Annotated in this window: 16 protein-coding genes; 10 read left to right on the top strand and 6 right to left on the bottom strand. The window is 63.2% G+C overall.

What is annotated here, in order from left to right; translation table 11 throughout:
• Window positions 1-10: 10 nt before the first annotated feature.
• The 4 genes from modA to moaA all read left to right on the top strand — a co-directional run bounded on the left by modA (window position 11) and on the right by moaA (window position 3836).
• The gene (modA, locus tag AB0O87_RS08545) at window positions 11-784 is read left to right on the top strand and encodes a molybdate ABC transporter substrate-binding protein (RefSeq protein WP_363514131.1); all 774 of its coding nucleotides are present in this window, start codon (window positions 11-13) and stop codon (window positions 782-784) included.
• Complete coding sequence (modB, locus tag AB0O87_RS08540) at window positions 781-1569, top strand: molybdate ABC transporter permease subunit (RefSeq protein WP_363514128.1); 789 nt, start codon at window positions 781-783, stop codon at window positions 1567-1569. Before modA ends, modB begins: the two co-directional genes overlap by 4 nt.
• Complete coding sequence (locus AB0O87_RS08535) at window positions 1566-2651, top strand: ABC transporter ATP-binding protein (protein ID WP_363514125.1); 1086 nt, start codon at window positions 1566-1568, stop codon at window positions 2649-2651. The genes modB and AB0O87_RS08535 overlap by 4 nt, the downstream gene beginning before the upstream one ends.
• Window positions 2652-2750: 99 nt before the next feature.
• The gene (gene moaA, locus AB0O87_RS08530; protein WP_363514122.1) at window positions 2751-3836 is read left to right on the top strand and encodes a GTP 3',8-cyclase MoaA; all 1086 of its coding nucleotides are present in this window, start codon (window positions 2751-2753) and stop codon (window positions 3834-3836) included.
• Window positions 3837-3845: 9 nt separating this feature from the next.
• Here the strand turns inward: moaA and AB0O87_RS08525 are convergent, their stop codons facing one another.
• Genes AB0O87_RS08525 through AB0O87_RS08515 form a run of 3 tightly spaced genes read right to left on the bottom strand, consistent with a single transcriptional unit; the run spans window position 3846 to window position 7179 of the window.
• Window positions 3846-5252: a hypothetical protein gene (locus AB0O87_RS08525; protein ID WP_363514119.1), complete on the bottom strand. Its 1407-nt coding sequence runs from the start codon at window positions 5250-5252 to the stop codon at window positions 3846-3848.
• Window positions 5252-6310 (bottom strand): SDR family NAD(P)-dependent oxidoreductase, encoded by a 1059-nt coding sequence (locus tag AB0O87_RS08520; protein WP_363514117.1) that lies wholly within the window; start codon window positions 6308-6310, stop codon window positions 5252-5254. The genes AB0O87_RS08525 and AB0O87_RS08520 overlap by 1 nt, the downstream gene beginning before the upstream one ends.
• Complete coding sequence (locus AB0O87_RS08515; protein WP_363514114.1) at window positions 6307-7179, bottom strand: MTAP family purine nucleoside phosphorylase; 873 nt, start codon at window positions 7177-7179, stop codon at window positions 6307-6309. The genes AB0O87_RS08520 and AB0O87_RS08515 overlap by 4 nt, the downstream gene beginning before the upstream one ends.
• 129 nt (window positions 7180-7308) lie before the next feature.
• On the opposite strand from AB0O87_RS08515, the gene AB0O87_RS08510 reads away from it, so the two are divergent.
• Entirely contained in the window at window positions 7309-8532 is a 1224-nt protein-coding gene (locus tag AB0O87_RS08510) for a molybdopterin-dependent oxidoreductase (RefSeq protein ID WP_363514111.1), read from the top strand.
• Window positions 8532-8798 carry a hypothetical protein gene (locus AB0O87_RS08505; RefSeq protein ID WP_363514108.1) on the top strand — a complete coding sequence of 89 codons (267 nt, stop codon included), beginning with the start codon at window positions 8532-8534 and terminating at the stop codon, window positions 8796-8798. Before AB0O87_RS08510 ends, AB0O87_RS08505 begins: the two co-directional genes overlap by 1 nt.
• On the opposite strand, the gene AB0O87_RS08500 is transcribed toward AB0O87_RS08505, so the two are convergent.
• The 3 genes from AB0O87_RS08500 to AB0O87_RS08490 are packed head-to-tail and all read right to left on the bottom strand — an operon-like array spanning window position 8760 to window position 10755.
• Window positions 8760-9428, bottom strand: a complete 669-nt coding sequence (locus tag AB0O87_RS08500) for a class I SAM-dependent methyltransferase (RefSeq protein ID WP_363514105.1) — start codon at window positions 9426-9428, stop codon at window positions 8760-8762. The genes AB0O87_RS08505 and AB0O87_RS08500 overlap by 39 nt on opposite strands.
• Complete coding sequence (locus AB0O87_RS08495) at window positions 9425-10096, bottom strand: DUF2064 domain-containing protein (RefSeq protein WP_363514102.1); 672 nt, start codon at window positions 10094-10096, stop codon at window positions 9425-9427. The genes AB0O87_RS08500 and AB0O87_RS08495 overlap by 4 nt, the downstream gene beginning before the upstream one ends.
• Window positions 10093-10755: a glycosyltransferase family 2 protein gene (locus tag AB0O87_RS08490; RefSeq protein WP_363514099.1), complete on the bottom strand. Its 663-nt coding sequence runs from the start codon at window positions 10753-10755 to the stop codon at window positions 10093-10095. The genes AB0O87_RS08495 and AB0O87_RS08490 overlap by 4 nt, the downstream gene beginning before the upstream one ends.
• 121 nt (window positions 10756-10876) lie before the next feature.
• Between AB0O87_RS08490 and AB0O87_RS08485 the strand changes: the two genes are divergently transcribed.
• The 4 genes from AB0O87_RS08485 (at window position 10877) to AB0O87_RS08470 (ending at window position 16172) form a co-directional block, all read left to right on the top strand.
• Window positions 10877-11596, top strand: coding sequence for a response regulator transcription factor (locus AB0O87_RS08485; RefSeq protein WP_363514096.1), 720 nt, complete (start codon window positions 10877-10879; stop codon window positions 11594-11596).
• On the top strand, window positions 11596-12738 hold the full coding sequence (locus tag AB0O87_RS08480; protein WP_363514093.1) for a HAMP domain-containing sensor histidine kinase: 1143 nt from the start codon (window positions 11596-11598) through the stop codon (window positions 12736-12738). Before AB0O87_RS08485 ends, AB0O87_RS08480 begins: the two co-directional genes overlap by 1 nt.
• 101 nt (window positions 12739-12839) lie before the next feature.
• Window positions 12840-13832, top strand: coding sequence for a DUF389 domain-containing protein (locus tag AB0O87_RS08475; RefSeq protein WP_363514090.1), 993 nt, complete (start codon window positions 12840-12842; stop codon window positions 13830-13832).
• 6 nt (window positions 13833-13838) lie between these two features.
• Window positions 13839-16172, top strand: a complete 2334-nt coding sequence (locus AB0O87_RS08470) for an arylsulfatase (protein WP_363514087.1) — start codon at window positions 13839-13841, stop codon at window positions 16170-16172.
• Window positions 16173-16178: the final 6 nt, after the last annotated feature.

Genomic DNA, 16178 nt, shown 5'->3' with positions numbered 1-16178 from the left:
GTGGAACCGCATGATGAGCCAGATGATGAGGATCGTGCAGTGTGCCGCCGTAGCTGTCATAGCCGGAGCGCTTGCCGGATGTGCGGGTGGGGCTGAGCCCCCCGCATCCTCCTCAAACGACACCCTTCAAGGAGAGCTCACCATTTACGCTGCGGCATCGCTTGCCGAGTCTTTCGACGCCATCGGCGAGGCCTTCACGGCAGAACACCCCGAGGTGCGACTCAGCGCGGTCTACGACGGCTCTGCGACTCTTGTCACGCAGATCCTCGAAGGGGCGCCAGCCGATGTGTTCGCGACCGCCGACGAAGCGAGCATGGCGAAGGCAGCAGATTTGATGGTCAGCCCCACACTGTTCGCCTCGAATACGCTCGTGATCGCCGTTCCTGCGGGTAATCCAGCTGGAGTGGAATCACTGGGCGACTTAGCAGAGGTGACCACCGTGCTGTGCGCCCCAGAAGTACCGTGCGGGGCGGCGTCAGAGGAGTTGCTCTCCATCTCCGGAGTCGCGGTCGATCCGGCCAGCATCGAGCAGAACGTGACAGCGGTGCTCACCAAAGTCGCCGCGGATGAGGCTGACGCCGGGCTGATCTACGCCACCGACGCTCTCCGCCGCGACGACATCGATGTGATCGTCCCCGACGAGGCAGCACAGGTCGTGAATCACTATCCGATCGCAGCGCTCGCCGATGCCGCAAACCCGGCAGCCGCCCGCGCCTTTGTGGCATTCGTGGAGTCGGATGCTGGCCAACAGGTGCTTACAGACTTCGGGTTCGGCGCACCATGAGCACGTCGAGCGCCACGGGATACGCCCCTCGCACACTGATGATCCCTGCGGTCATCGGACTCGCATTTCTCGTGCTCCCGCTGAGCGCGCTGGTCGCACGAGTCGAATGGTCAACCTTTCTCACCGATGTGACCTCCCCCGCCGCGCTTTCGGCCCTGGGACTGTCGATGGGTACAGGGCTTGTCGCAACGGCCCTCTGCATCGTCGTGGGGGTTCCGCTGGCGTTGCTCATTGCACGGTCAGGCCCCCGTGTTGCCGCCATTCTGCGTGCGGCGGTGACAGTGCCCCTCGTCCTGCCCCCCATGGTGGGCGGCGTCGCGTTGCTCTATCTCTTCGGACGCGCTGGGTGGTTTGGTGGGCTCGGCTTGTCGTTCAGCACCACCGCTGTGGTGCTCGCGCAGACTTTCGTAGCTCTGCCTTTTCTGGTGCTCGCTGTCGAAGGTGCCGTACGTGCTACCGGCGTGGACTACGAACGCACAGCGGCCGCCCTCGGGGCAGGACGCTGGACCATCTTGCGCCGCATCACTCTTCCGCTCGCTGCCCCAGGAATTGTTGCGGGCACTGTGCTGTGTTTCGCACGCGCTATCGGTGAGTTCGGCGCGACTGCCCTCTTCGCCGGCAACCGACCAGGCGTCACCCAAACCATGCCACTGGCGATCTATACGGCGTTCAACGGCGCAGGAGTATCGCAAGGCACAGCGGTCGCGCTCGCTCTGCTCCTGCTCGCCACGGCGATCGTGGTGCTGCTGCTCGTACGCGGCTGGCGCCCTGGAGCGACCAGATGAACAGTCCAGGCCGGAGCACAGCTGACGCCCATGCCCTGCGGGCCCACGTTGTGGTCGCGCGCGAGCACTTCACCGTCGATGTCGATGTCGACGTGGCCGCTGGCGAAAGCATCGCCATCATGGGACCCAGCGGCGCCGGAAAGTCGACGCTCCTGCAAGCCCTCGCCGGCCTTCTGCCGCTCACGGCGGGAGAGATCAGTATCGGCGGCCGTGTTGTTGACAGAATCGCAGCCCCGCAGGTACACACCGCCCCGATGGACCGCGGGGTAGTCCTGCTCGGGCAAGACGCCCGCCTCTTTCCCCACCTTTCCGCCCGAGAAAACGTCGCGTTCGGGCCCCGCGCCGGCGGCATCGCACGACGGTCAGCACAAGCGAGCGCCGACGAATGGCTCACCCGCGTCGGTCTTCCGGGGGCAGGCGACCGCATGCCCCGCGAACTCTCCGGGGGCGAACGCCAACGTGTCGCTGTGGCACGTGCGCTCGCCGCCTCACCGCGTGCCGTGCTGCTGGATGAGCCGCTTGTTGCGCTCGATACGGAAACAGCGGGCGAGATCCGCAACATGCTGCGAGAGCAGCTCGCAGGCACCACCACCGTGGCGGTCACCCACGATGCGACCGATGCCATCGCGCTCGCCGAACGACTCGTTGTCATCGAATCCGGAAGGGTGACCCAGGTGGGGCCAGCGCGAGAAGTGCTGACGACACCGGCGTCAGGTTTTGTCGCAGCCATTGCCGGGCTCAACCGAATCGTCGGCGTCGTTCGCGACGGAGCATGGCATGGCGATCGCATGACGTTGCCGCACACTTCTGTGGGAGGCTCCGCGATCGCCACCCCAGACGGCACGACTCTGGCCGCCCTGTTCCGCCCAGAAGACGTGAGCATCGTCGGCGACGAAGCGGCAACTGCACACTCATGGCGCACTGTCGTGCGCAGCCTCGAACCCACTCTCTCTGGCATGCGTGTGTACACGGCGGAGTGCAAGGTCGATGTGCCCCTGGCAGACGCAGCAATGCTTGTGCCTGGCATGACCGTAGGCCTACAAATCAACCCTGCTGCCCTGCGCTTCGCGCCCACGCTCTGAGCTCGCACCCTGGTAATCCGCCGGGGCCAGTGACGCATTCGGCCCTCCGCACCCCCTCGCGGGCTACGCTCGAAAGGTGATGGGGAAAGAGGACGCGCGATGGCCGCTGTACCGGTAGTTATCGGTTCGAGGATCGCGAGCACCGGACCCCAGTCATCGCCGGTCGCAGACCAGCTGGTCGACACGCACGGACGTGTGCATCGCGACCTACGCATCTCTCTCACTGACCGGTGCTCATTGCGATGCACCTACTGCATGCCAGAGCAGGGCAACGAATGGCTCGCACGCACCAGCATCCTCTCGACAGACGAGATCATCGAACTCGCTGAGGTGGCCGTTTCACTTGGCATCCGCACCTTCCGCCTCACCGGAGGGGAACCGCTGCTGCGCACCGACATCGCCGACATTGTGCGTCGGATCGCCGCACTCGGAAGCGCAGAGCGTCCCGTTGAAGTCGCGATGACGACCAACGGCATCACCCTCGCTGCGAAGCTGCCGGAGCTGATCGATGCCGGTCTCACCCGCCTGAACATCAGTATCGACACGATTCAACGCCAACGATTTGCCGACCTCACCCGCCGCGACCGCCTCGACGACGTCTTCGAGGGCATCGCTGCCGCGGCAGCGTCTCCGCTGCGCCCTCTCAAACTCAATGCTGTGGCGATGCGCGGAGTGAACGACGACGAGCTTGTCGACCTCCTCGCGTTCGCCATGGACTCCGGCGCTCAGTTGCGCTTCATCGAGCAGATGCCGCTGGATGCAGGCCACACCTGGGACCGCAACACGATGGTGACACGCGAAGAGATCCTCGCGGCGCTCAGCGAGCGGTGGCAGCTCACCCCCGTACCAGGACGCGGGGGCGCTCCTGCAGAAAAGTGGACCATTGACGGAGGTCCCCACGAGGTGGGCGTCATCGCCTCGGTCACCGCTCCTTTCTGCGGCGCATGCGACCGGCTACGACTCACCGCAGACGGTCAACTGCGCAACTGCCTCTTTTCCCTCACCGAGTACGACCTGACCGGTCTGCTGCGCAGCGAGGATGCGAAGGGGGCCGCTCCGGCGGACCGTACAGCGGCGATCGCCGACCTGCTGCACTCCTGCGTACGCGGGAAGCTGCCTGGTCACGCGATTGACGACCCGTCGTTCCTGCAACCGGCACGCGGAATGAACGCGATCGGCGGCTGACCGCCCGCGTCACCAGCCCGTATCAAGCAGCGACTGCACGACGATCGCGAAGACGATCTGCACGCCCAGCAACCATTGCCTGGTCGACTGTCGGAACAGCGCTAGGCCGAGCGTGGCCCACGGCACGAACGGGAGCCAGATGCGCTCCACCTCTGCCCTACTCATGTTCGAGAAGTCGGCAGCGAACACCATCAGCCACCCCGCGCCGGCAAGCAGCAGCACGACCACCAGCGGATTCCATCCACCCGCCGTGCGCTTGCTCTCGCTCTCGCTCTCGCTCTCGCTCGTGCTCTGTGCCGGGGTGCGCTTACGGATCACCGCAATCGCTCCTGCCACAACCGCAGCGAGAGACGCACCGATCGCAGGACCAGCACTCGCGCCGAACGCGGCCAGGTTGCCCCACATCCAATACGTCGGAGGACGCCTGGACGCCACGCCGTCCCAGTAGCGCTGCTGAAGCACAGGGAAGGCTTCCCACCACGCAAACCCGTTGATCGCAAAGAGCCCCACAACGCCCAAAGCAGACACCGCAGCGATCGGCAGCGGCACCCATGACTTACCAGCGATCAAGATAGCCACAGCCAGCAGACCCAGAAGCGGAAGGCCGTACGACAACATCACGCAGTAGCCCAGCAATACCCCGGCAACCACCGACCACACCACTCGAGGGATGCCTCGCTTGACAGTCGCCAGAGCCAGAGCACACATTCCCCAGGCAGCAACGGCCATAAACATGCCGTCTCCGGATACTGCGACCCAGATTGCCGCGGGTGTGAAGACCAAGAAAGGTGCGGCACCGCGTGCGAGCTTCTCGGCACCTAGCGCCCGCAAAGTGATCAGCACGGCCATCACGGTCGTTGCCCCCACAAGCAACACAACCATCCCTGCGGCGAGCGCGCTACCGAGGCCCAGTCGCACCAAGACCACGAAGAACAGCAGAGCTCCTGGCGGGTGCCCTGCGATATGTACTGGCCAATTGTCGGGATGGGCGTAGGGGATGCGCTCTACGTATTCGCGGAGGGTTGCGCCGAAATCGTCTACTTCTCGCGCGGTGTTGAGGTACTCGTAGCGATGGTCAAGGATCGTGCCGATGCCGTCGAGTCCGTCGACGGTGGCGAGCGCGAACAGCCACAGCGCTGATGCCCCGAATGCCACGAGGAGCAGTGGTCCCCAGCGCAGCGAAGACGCCAGTCGAGGACCCCAGATGACTCCGGCGAGCCCAAGCAGGATGGCTAGCGGGGTGCCGGGTCCGAGCCGTGGCAGCCACTCAGCGTGCAATGGTGGGAACGAATTGACCCGCACATTCCAGCCGGTAAGTGCCGGAATCGCGATTGCCGCTGCGATCAGCACCAGTGTGGCGATGACGCCCCATACTGCGAGTTTTCGCCCGGGGCGCACGCGCGTAGCTTCGTCCATCAGGCGACCGCATTTCTCAACGGTGCGTGCGCGAATTCTCGCACGCCATCGGCGAACTCTACTTCGGCGTTCCAGCCGAGTTCTGCCTTGATGCGGTCTGCCGATGCGGTGATGTGGCGTACATCGCCGATCCGGAACTCTCCGGTGCGCTCCGGTCGCTCCGCGCCGAACGCCGCGGCGAGTTCGTCAGCGAACTCGCCGATCGTGTGCGGGGTGCCGGTCGCGACGTTGAAAGCCCTCGCGGTCTCTGATTCGGCATCTGCCGTCCATTGCAGCGCTGCGACATTGGCGCTGGCGACGTCGCGCACGTGGATGAAGTCACGACGCTGACCGCCGTCTTCAAAGACGCGTGGGGTCTCCCCTCGCTCCAGCGCTGAGCGGAAGAGCGATGCCACGCCGGCATACGGAGTGCCCTGCGGCATCTGCGGGCCATAGACGTTGTGATACCGCAAGAGGGCTGCCTGTCCCCCGCCCTGCACCCACGAGCGCGCGAGGAGTTCTTGTTCGAGCTTCGTGGCCGCGTACACGTTGCGCGGATCGCATGGTTGCTCCTCCCGAATCGAAAGGGGACGAAGCGGGGCGCCGGTATGCGGCGAGAGCGGTTCGAACTGTCCGGCTTCCAAATCGGCGCGACGACGTGCGGGCGGCTGCACCGGGCGGTCGCCATCGAGATACAGGCCTTCGCCGTAAACCACCATCGATGAGGCGAGTACCAGCCGTTGAACCTTTGCTCGCGTCATTGCCGACAGCAGAATTGCGGTGCCAAGAGAGTTGGACGACACGTAGTCTGGCGCATCGTGAATGCTGACCCCGAGGCCGACCTTCGCCGCCTGGTGGCAGACAGCGTCGACACCGACGAGCGCGCGCGCCACCGCGTCTTCATCGCGCATGTCGGCGTGCACAAAATCTGCCTCGGAAGTGAGAGGCTGCGCGGAGGCGTGAACGTCGGAACGCATCGAGTCGAGGACGCGCACCCGCCATCCGGCCTCTAGCGCTTCGGAGACGATGGATGAGCCGATGAATCCGGCCCCACCGGTGACCAGCAGCAGACCGCTCATGCGCGCACTCCCTTGGTGTCGACCTGCAATAGAGCATCGACGACCTCAGCAGTGAGTCGTTCTTCTGGCACGAAACCCACCGGAATCGCGTCAATGATCGCTGCGACGGCGGCGCTCAGCCGGGGCTGGGCCGCCGCCATCACGGCGAACACGCGCTCGGCTGTCGCAGACGTGTCAGATTCCGACTCTCCGTGATCAGTGTCGGTATCGGTGATGATCGCGAGGTTGATGTGCGCGAAGCCCACCTCGGCGGCGAGCGCAGCTTCAGGAAGCTGAGTCATGTTGACGAGGGTGGCGCCCATGGCCCTGTGCCAGCGAGCTTCGGCGGCCGTCGAGAATCGTGGCCCCTGAATCACGACGCTGGTGCCATGCGCATGCACTCGTTCCCCTAGCCCCTGCAACGCGGACAGCGCGATTTTACGGAGGCGTGCATCGTACGGCTCCGCGAAAGGGAGGTGCTGTACTCCTGCCGGGCTTGAGGGTCCGTCGAAGTAGGTGTCGGCCCTGCCACTGGTGCGGTCGATGAGCTGATCGGTGAGCACGAAGTCCCCCGGCTGAAGGTCACGGCTAAGACCCCCCACCGCGTTCGTCGAGACCAAAATTCGCGCACCCTGTGTGCGCAGCCCCCACAACAACGCACGCGGATCGACGCGATGCGGTGGTACCCGGTGGCCTGCTCCGTGGCGCGGCGCGAACGCGATTCGACGTCCGTGCAGAGTTCCGGTGAGAATTTCGGGGATCGGGCCCCAGGGCGATTCACCGGCGGGCTGCACCGCTCTGTCTGCGAGCTCAAGGGTTTCGAAACCCGACCCTCCGATCACCGCGAATTCGATAGTCTCTGCTGCACGGTCACGCTCTACATCGGTCATGCTCCCAGACTGGGCTAGTCGCGGGCGCAATAGGGATCATTGTTCTTACATCGCGGTGACATTTGAGTCGTCACCGCTCTGTAAGGGGATCAGCGACCACCGGCGCACGCACTTTTGCATACTGGGGATATGGGCGACCAGACCACGGCAGGCTCCGTCACCGAGCGACTGTCGGTTGCGCTGCAAGAGCGATCAGAGCGGGCACGCCGCGCTCTGGGGTCTCCCCTTCGCACCACACGAATGACTGTTGTCGTCGGTCGCCTTTTGGGAATTGCCTTCGTCATCTGCTTTGCGACAGGCATCTACAGCAACCTGTTGCAAACTCCGCTGCCGTGGCTCACTCTTCCCCCAGGACCTGCGTACCTGTACGGCTGGACTCAGGGCACACATGTCGTGGTGGGCTCGCTACTCATACCGCTGCTGCTGGCGAAGTTGTGGGTCGTGTTCCCGAAGCTCTTCACCTGGCCACCTGTGCGCAGCTTCCCTCATCTTCTGGAGCGGATCAGCCTTGCGGTCTTAGTCGCGACGGCGCTGATGGAACCGATCACGGGCATCCTCAACACGCTGCAGTGGTACCCATGGGACTTCTCGTTTCGTAAGACGCACCTAGCGCTCGCCTGGATTCTGATTGGCGCGATGGTGGTGCATATCGCGGTCCATCTGCCCGCGATCATCCGCGCATGGCGCTCTTCGGAATCGACACCGTCTGACGATCCCCCCGCAGCTCGTGAACCAGACGCGACTTCTGCAGAAGGCGATACGGTCTCCCGGCGACGGTTCTTTACCGTGGTCGGCGGGTCTTCTGCCCTGTTCGGTGCCGTGGCTCTCGCGCATGCGGCTTCTCCGATCGGCCCCTTCAGCCTGAAAGCTCCCCGCGCCCGCATCAACAGTGCCCAGGGATTGACGGTCAACCGCAGCGCTCGACAAGCCGATGTCACCGCTCTCGCGCTCGACCCTGCCTGGACGTTGCGGCTGGGGGCAGAAGAGGCCGGTATCGCCCTGACCCGAGACGATCTCGAAGCTCTGCCGCAATACACCGAGGTGCTGCCGATTTCTTGCGTAGAGGGGTGGACCATCACCGCTACCTGGACCGGTGTGCGGCTGAGTGATCTGCTCGACCTCGCAGGCCTCCCCCACGACGAGACGATTCGCCTGCGCAGTATGCAACAGCGCGGAGCGTTTCGAGAGACGACGATGCCGGCCGCCTATGCTCGCGATCCGCGGACACTTGTGGCACTGAGACTGAATGGCGAAACCCTGAACCTCGACCACGGATACCCTGCGCGCATCATTGCGCCAGGACGACCAGGAGTGCTGCAAACCAAATGGCTCTCCGCCATCGAGGTGGCATGATGCGCGCGCTGAGATCCGCACTGATCCTGCTCGGCGGAGCGCTTTTGGTCTGGGGAGGGTGGCTACTCTTCTCGCGACAAGATGTCGATCAGCTGCTGAGCGTGCTGATCTGGCTCGTCGCGGTCGTGGTGCTCCACGATGGAGTTCTCACGCTTGTCAGCGCGGTGCGACACCGGCGCCGAGCGGCGCTCTCACCCCGCGCGGAGCTCTCACCCCGCGCGGAGCTCTCACCCCGCGCGGCGGAGGCGGACGAAAGCTCGTCCTGAGACGCTCCACGTTTCTACAACCTGCAGTGCTGTGCCGGAGAGTCGGCTTCTGAGCGCCTCGGCTCCGATGTCGTACCAAGGAAACGGCGAGCTGGATCGCCCATCATCGTCGACCACCGTAGCCATATAGCCGCGATCGAGATCAGGATCGGGATCGACTTCGACAACGACACTGCCCTCTGGCGAGATAATCTCCGCGCATCGCTTCATCAGCACGGTAGGTGAGCCGCCAATGCCGATGTTCCCATCGATGAGCAGAAGCGTTTCCCATGCACCCTCCTGTGGGAGGGCGTCGAAGACGGAAAGTTGCAGCGCAGGGAGGCCCCGCTCGCTCGCATGCTCCACAGCGGTGGAAGAGACATCAACCCCAAGGCTCAAGAGCCCCGAATGAATGGCGGCGTGAAGAATGCGTCCAGGACCGCACCCGATGTCTAGGACGGGGCCGGTGATCCTCTCAATCACCGACTCGTCTGCGGCGTCTGCCGCGGCCAGAAAACGTGCGATTTCTACGCGTCGTTCCCCACCCGCCGCTGCCTCAACAAGACGCAGCGTGCCACCGCCGTTGCGCAGTGCAAAGTCGTACGGCGAATCACCCCCTGCGCCGAAATGAGCCGTCGCTGTCACGCTCATGCGAGAGCCTCCGCGCTACGAACGACACCAATTTCTGACAGCAGACGGGCCAGCCGACCATCGTGCGGCAACAACGGTGCCACCTCCTGCAACGAAGCGATGTCGTCGATGTCCGTCAGTGCGGGAACGTCAGACACTCGGAGCCACGCCTCAACCAAACGCTCTCGTTGGCGTTGCCCGGTCTCGGCAACCGACATCGGTACTCCCCGGACGAGATCGCCCCGGGTCTTGCCACCAAGTCTCCCCTCGGGGAGGTCGTCGATACCGAGGAGCCAGAAGCCACCATCTGACGCAGGGCCGAACCAGGCATCAACGTCTTCCGGCCATTCGTCGGCGAGACGGCGCAGCAGCGCAGGGCGAAGTTGCGGGGTATCCATGCCGATCAAGAGAACCCGGCCTGGGCAGGCATCCAAAACGGCACCGATGCGTTCGTCCAGCCCGCCTTCCACCTGTGGGATCGACGTCACCCCATGGGGCAGAGGAATGTCTCCCTGAGCGCAAACGAGGATCGGGAGCCCGGCAGCCTGGATCGCGTCCAGCGTGTCTGCAAGGCTTGCGGCGGCAACCCGCGCGGCATCTTCCAGGCTCAGCGGAGGGTGCATTCTGGTCTTCACTCGACCGGGGATGCACTCTTTCGCCATCACGACGACCGTCGTACCGGCGTTCATGCGAGCCTCTGCAACGTGCGACGCATATCGATGATCGCTGTCGCTGTTCCTTTGACGGTGCCGGTCACCTTCGAGCGGCCTGTTCTTGGTAGATAATCCACATCAACCTCCTCGATCCGAAGACCTTTTCTCCACGCACGCAGCAGCAGCTCCAAGGGGTATCCGCTCCGGCGATCTTCCATGCCCAGCGCGAGGAGCTGTTCCCGGTTTCCTGCTCTGAACGGTCCGAGGTCGCGCAGCGTCAACCCTGTGCGCCGTCGCACCGACGACAACAACACCGAATTGGCGAAGCGTGCATGAACGGGCCACGAACTCGCACTGGTCACACGGCGCCGACCGAACACGAGATCAGCTTCTCCCCTGTGCACTGGCTCCGCTACCCGATCGAGCTGACGGAGATCAAACGACCCATCGGCGTCGCAAAATGCCACCACAGGAGCCGTCGCCGCGCACAGCCCCGCGTGCACCGCAGCACCGTAACCGCGCACTGGCGCTTCCACCACCAACGCGCCTCGTGCCCTTGCAACCTCCGCAGAACCGTCGGTCGAGCCGTTGTCGACGACGATTGCCCTGGTCCCTTCGGGGAGGGCGTCAAGCACACCGGGTAACGCGGCCGCCTCGTTCAGACACGGCAAGACGACATCGGTGCGAATTCTCATACCCTGACGCTAGAGAGCGGCGGCCTCGATGCCCATCCGAACTCCTTACGAACCGAGGAAGGATGCGTACGCACGCATCAGTCCGCGCCACGAAACCACCGCACGAACCTACGATGGGACGATGGTGCAAACCCCCTCGGAGCCTGCGGAACTCGTAGATCGTCGCGTCCTGGTCATCGAGGACGACGCGACAGTCGCCGAAATCGTGCGCACCTACCTGCAGGCCGGTGGATACATCGTCGACATCGCCACCGACAGCTTCTCCGGCCTCGCCGCTGTCGCAGCCAGCACGCCAGATCTCGTGGTGCTTGATCGAATGCTGCCTGGTATCGACGGCACCGAAGTCTGCCGCCGCATTCGAGCAGACTCGTCTGTGCCGATCATCATGCTCACCGCTCTCGGATCAGAAGACGATCGCATTGACGGCCTCGAAGCGGGCGCCGACGACTACGTCGTCAAACCGTTCTCGCCACGAGAGCTCGTACTTCGCGTCAATTCTGTGTTGCGCAGGAGCCTGCCAGAGTTTGCGCGTGAGGCACCGTTCCTGTTGGGGCCTTTTCACCTTGATCCTTCTGCACGCATCGCCAAGAAAGATGGCGTCCCGCTGGAGTTGTCGGTGCGGGAGTTTGATCTGTTCGCATTTCTGCTTAAACACCCCAGGCAAACCTTCGACCGGCCGACCCTGTTGCGCAGTGTCTGGGGGTGGGAGATCGGTGATCTCTCCACCGTGACAGTCACCACCAGGCGGCTGCGCGAGAAGATCGAGAAAGACCCGGGTAATCCCGAAGTGCTCGTAACCGTATGGGGCGTCGGATATCGCCTCGAGTTGGGAGCTCTCTGATGCCCATTGCTGATGTTCTGGCCATTGCAGGAATTGCTCTGGTTAGCGCGCTTCTGGTCGGAGTGCTGGGGATCATCGCGTTGTGGCTGCTGCGGCGCGGCTCTCTCATGTTGCAGTTGTGCGTTGTCATCGTCGCCGCTGTGCTCGCCTTCGCTGCGGGCGTCCTCGCCGTCGCTGAGGCCATGTATATCTCTCCGCACGACTTGTTGGTCGTTGTCGTGGTGAGCGCCATCAGTGCGGTAGTCGCCCTCGCGGTCGCGGTGCTGCTGGCGATGCAACTGATCCGCGGTGTGCGCTCGCTGGAACGACTGACGCACTCGGTCGGCGACGGTGAACGTCTCGCCGCCACGGGAACGCTGGCGGTGAATGCCGACTTCGCCCGCGTGGCGGAAGAGCTCGTCGCAACCAGCGAACGTCTCGCCGCAGCCAGAGACGAAGTCCAGCTTCTCGACAAGTCACGACGCGAGCTGATCGCGTGGATCTCGCATGATCTTCGCAGCCCGCTCGCTGGCCTGCGAGCGATGACCGAAGCGCTCGACGATGGCATGGCCGATGACCCAGCCCGCTTCCACCGTCAGATGCGACGCCAGGTCGATCACATGACCGATCTGGTGGACAGCCTCTTTCAACTCTCCAAGATCACCTCAGGAACACTCTCCCTGCAACTGGAACCGATGTCGCTGCACGACCTGGTGAGCGATGCCGTGGCTGAGCTGGCACCGATCGCGCAGGCACGGAACATCTCTCTCGTCGAGCTCACCAGCCCAGATCACACCATCGTCGGCGATGCCAGAGAGCTGTCGCGCGTGATGATGAACCTGCTCACCAACGCTATTGAGCACACACCGACCGGCGGGACAATCCGCATCAGCACGGCGCGAGAGCAACAAGTGATGCTGCTCTCTGTAGAAGATTCCGGCACCGGGATTGCGGAAGCCGACCTCTCCAGAGTGTTCGCCCCAGGGTGGCGCGGCACCGACGCCAGAACTCCCGGCGGCGGAATTCTGGGCACCAGCGGCGCGGGACTCGGTCTCGCCATCGCGCGCGGAATCGTCGAAGCGCACGATGGGGTCATCAGCGCTCACCAAGCAGATATCGGATCACGTTTCGACGTGCGTCTTCCGGCGGTAGCGTCCGCATAAACACTCGCACGTCTCTGCCCGACAAAGTCCTCATCTGAGCGCTATTGTCAACTCGAAGCACTCTTCGCAAAGTGGTGCTCGCCTTCAGAGATGAGAACGGCGTGAGCGATATAACAAAGTCGAACCGCAACGACCATGCGCATATGCGCGATGCGGTTCTTTTCGACGGCCCTGACCGAAGTCGACGCCTCAGTCGTTTTTGGATTTTGCTCACCCTCTCCTCGGTGATTGCCGCTGCCGGAGTCGTCGCAGACTCCACGGCGACCGTGATCGGCGCGATGATTGTCGCTCCGATGATGTTGCCCATCCAGGGTGTGATGCTCTCAACGGTGTTGGCGGACCGGCTGAATCTCACCCGGTCCATCTCGCTCGTGGTGTTCGGGGCTGCTGCGGCTGTCGGCATCGGTTTCCTCGTCGGTCTGCTGGTGACCAACGACATCGTTGCCGCGACCAACTCGCAGGTCGCTGGCCGCGTGAACCCCAAACTCATCGACCTCCTGGCCGCTCTGGGGACAGGGGTGGTCGGGTCGATCGCGCTCGTGCGGCGAGATATTAGCGACACGCTCCCTGGCGTCGCCATCGCGATCTCCCTCGTGCCGCCGCTCGCTGTCGCTGGGCTCACGCTGGAGTCCGGGGCATATACGGAGTTTTTTGGCGCGATGCTGCTGTTCGTCACCAACGTCGCCGCGATTCTCGCGACCGGCATCGTCGTCATGGCGGTCTACCGCATTCATCAGCCGCACGACCCCAACGCCACCGCAGAAGCTCGGTCAAAGAAGCGCAGAAGCGCCATCCTGACAGTCACGGCGATGGTCGTCATCGTGGGGGTGCCGTTGACGCTGTCGAGCATCAACAACACGCGTTCCACCGTGCAGGAAAGCACCATTCAAACAGCCGCCGAACAGTGGACCTCCGAGGTCGATTGGGATCTCTTGAGCATCAGCAGCAACCTCACCGGCGTCATCGTGCGTGTGACGGGAGCCATGCCCCTGCCAGAAGCAGAGCGCTTCGCTGAGATCCTCACCGAGAACGGTATCGACCCTGAGACTGTTGAGGTCGACTTCGTCCCTTCGTACAAAGTTCAACTGGAGTGACAGACGATGGCACGCTTTCCGCAACACAACGAAGATTTTACCGGGAGCATCGCACGGCTCGCGTTGGATTCGACGCCAGCAAAGCCGACGATTCTGCGGCCGCACGACTCGGCTCCCAACGTCGTGATCGTGATGCTGGACGATGTCGGGTTCGGAGCGCCGGGCACCTTTGGTGGCCCCATCCCGACGCCAGCGCTGGACAAAATCGCAAAAGCAGGAGTGCGGTACAACCAATTCCACACCACTGCCCTTTGTTCGCCCTCTCGAGCGGCACTCCTCACCGGACGCAACCATCACAGTGCGCATATGGGAGCGATCTCTGAGATTGCATATGGCTTCCCCGGCTACGACGGCGTCATCCCCCGCACGACAGCGACGGTCGCCGAGATTCTCCGCCAGAACGGTTACAGCACCGGAATGTTCGGAAAAGCACACGTCACTCCTATGTGGGAGACCAGCCCTGCTGGTCCGTATGACCGCTGGCCCACGGGGTTAGGGTTCGAGCGGTTCTACGGATTCCTCGGCGGCGAAACCTCGCAGTGGGAACCAGCTCTTTACGATCAGACTCAACCAATTGCACCGTACTCCGGGCGAGAGGACTATCACCTGACGGAAGACCTGGCTGACAGGTCTATCGAGTGGATGCGATTGCAGAAGACCTCAGCTCCACACAAACCGTTCTTTCTTTACTTCTCCCCCGGCGCGACACACAATCCTCATCATGTCTGGCCGGAGTGGAGCGATATGTTTCACGGTAACTTCGACGAGGGGTGGGACGCGCTTCAGAGCGAGATCTACGACCGTCAGATCAAAGCGGGCATCATCCCTGAAGGAACCAGTCTGACTTCTCGGCCCGCCGATCTGCCGTCCTGGGAGGACTACCCTGACCGCTACAAGCCGGTCGCGTCACGCCTCATGGAGGTCTACGCAGGGTTCCTCGCTCACACAGACGCGCAAGTCGGTCGGCTCATTGATGCGATCGAGGAGCTCGGGGAGTGGGACAACACGCTGTTCTTCTACGTCACCGGCGACAATGGTGCCTCCGCAGAGGGCGGCATCCACGGCGTCTGGAGTTCCCCATCGTTCCAGAACGGAGAACCAGAAGATCCCGAGTGGCTCCTGCAACACATCGATGACTTCGGGTCCGTGAGATGCGAAAACCACTACAACGCGGGCTGGGCGTGGGCCCTCGACAGCCCATTCCAGTGGACGAAGCAGGTGGCATCGCACTTCGGTGGCACCCGCAATGGGCTCGCCATCTCCTGGCCTGCCGGGTTTGAATCCCGAGGTGAGCAGCGAACCCAGTTTCATCACATCATCGACATCGTCCCTACTATCCTTGACGCGGCGGGCATCGAGGCACCAAATCTTGTCAACGGTGTCGAGCAAAAGCCCACGGAGGGCGTCAGCATGCGCTACACCTTCGATGACAGTGCGGCCACCAGTAGACGTACTACTCAGTACTTTGAGATCCTCGGCAACCGGGCGATCTACCATGATGGGTGGATCGCTTCGTGCTTTCACGGACGGGTCCCGTGGATGAGAAGTCAGGCCGTACCTTTCGACGACGAACACGAGCGATGGGAGCTCTATAACGTCGGCGATGACTTCAGCCAAGCGATCGACCTCGCTGACAGCTTTCCCGACAAGCTTGCCCACCTGCAGGCTCTGTTCGATGAAGAGGGCGCGCGCTACGGCGTTTTTCCGCTGAGCGACGAAACGACCCGACGCGCACTGCCCGAGAACCGTCCGAGTCACGTCGATGGCGTCTCCCGCTTCACGTTGTATCCCGAGAATGTTCGCATGCCGGAACTCGCCAGTGTGAACATCAAGAACACGTCTTTCTCTCTTGAGGCGCACATCATGGTGCCCGCCGAGAGCTGCGAGGGGGTCATCATCTCCCAAGGCGGGGCACTCGCGGGATGGTCTTTGTACGTCGCTGAGGGATCGGTGGTTTATGCCTATAACCTCTATGGCCATGTCTTGACTGAGATCTCCGCGCACGTCGGCGCTCTGCGCGCGGGAGACCATAGGATCGGCGTCAGATTCGACTACGACGGCGGTGGCCTCGGCAAAGGTGGCCGCGTTTCTCTCCGGCTCGATGGGGTCGAAATCGCAACCGGACGCGTCGAACGTACGGTCCCATTCATCTTCTCAATGAGTGGTGAGACTCTCGACGTCGGCACCGATACCGGCTCTGCCGTGGGGAACTATCCATCAGATTTCGCGTTCACCGGAAAGATAGATCACGTCCTCATCGAGCTCCCGGAGCAGGCTGGTTCAGCGATGGGTGTCGATGTGGCGGAAGGCCAGCACCGAGCTGCGCGCTTCTCGCATTAGCGCGGC

Source organism: Microbacterium sp. NPDC076768 (assembly GCF_040687205.1).
Lineage (GTDB): Bacteria > Actinomycetota > Actinomycetes > Actinomycetales > Microbacteriaceae > Microbacterium.
Note: the sequence above shows the minus strand (reverse complement) of the source record. Positions and strands in the feature narration are given on the sequence as shown.

Excerpts from the sequence above, each read along its gene's own strand:
- modA (WP_363514131.1), top strand. The coding sequence starts at position 11 with ATGATGAGCCAGATGATGAGGATCGTGCAGTGTGCCGCCGTAGCTGTC.
- modB (WP_363514128.1), top strand. The coding sequence starts at position 781 with ATGAGCACGTCGAGCGCCACGGGATACGCCCCTCGCACACTGATGATC.
- AB0O87_RS08535 (WP_363514125.1), top strand. The coding sequence starts at position 1,566 with ATGAACAGTCCAGGCCGGAGCACAGCTGACGCCCATGCCCTGCGGGCC.
- moaA (WP_363514122.1), top strand. The coding sequence starts at position 2,751 with ATGGCCGCTGTACCGGTAGTTATCGGTTCGAGGATCGCGAGCACCGGA.
- AB0O87_RS08525 (WP_363514119.1), bottom strand. The coding sequence starts at position 5,252 with ATGGACGAAGCTACGCGCGTGCGCCCCGGGCGAAAACTCGCAGTATGG.
- AB0O87_RS08520 (WP_363514117.1), bottom strand. The coding sequence starts at position 6,310 with ATGAGCGGTCTGCTGCTGGTCACCGGTGGGGCCGGATTCATCGGCTCA.
- AB0O87_RS08515 (WP_363514114.1), bottom strand. The coding sequence starts at position 7,179 with ATGACCGATGTAGAGCGTGACCGTGCAGCAGAGACTATCGAATTCGCG.
- AB0O87_RS08510 (WP_363514111.1), top strand. The coding sequence starts at position 7,309 with ATGGGCGACCAGACCACGGCAGGCTCCGTCACCGAGCGACTGTCGGTT.
- AB0O87_RS08505 (WP_363514108.1), top strand. The coding sequence starts at position 8,532 with ATGCGCGCGCTGAGATCCGCACTGATCCTGCTCGGCGGAGCGCTTTTG.
- AB0O87_RS08500 (WP_363514105.1), bottom strand. The coding sequence starts at position 9,428 with ATGAGCGTGACAGCGACGGCTCATTTCGGCGCAGGGGGTGATTCGCCG.
- AB0O87_RS08495 (WP_363514102.1), bottom strand. The coding sequence starts at position 10,096 with ATGAACGCCGGTACGACGGTCGTCGTGATGGCGAAAGAGTGCATCCCC.
- AB0O87_RS08490 (WP_363514099.1), bottom strand. The coding sequence starts at position 10,755 with ATGAGAATTCGCACCGATGTCGTCTTGCCGTGTCTGAACGAGGCGGCC.
- AB0O87_RS08485 (WP_363514096.1), top strand. The coding sequence starts at position 10,877 with ATGGTGCAAACCCCCTCGGAGCCTGCGGAACTCGTAGATCGTCGCGTC.
- AB0O87_RS08480 (WP_363514093.1), top strand. The coding sequence starts at position 11,596 with ATGCCCATTGCTGATGTTCTGGCCATTGCAGGAATTGCTCTGGTTAGC.
- AB0O87_RS08470 (WP_363514087.1), top strand. The coding sequence starts at position 13,839 with ATGGCACGCTTTCCGCAACACAACGAAGATTTTACCGGGAGCATCGCA.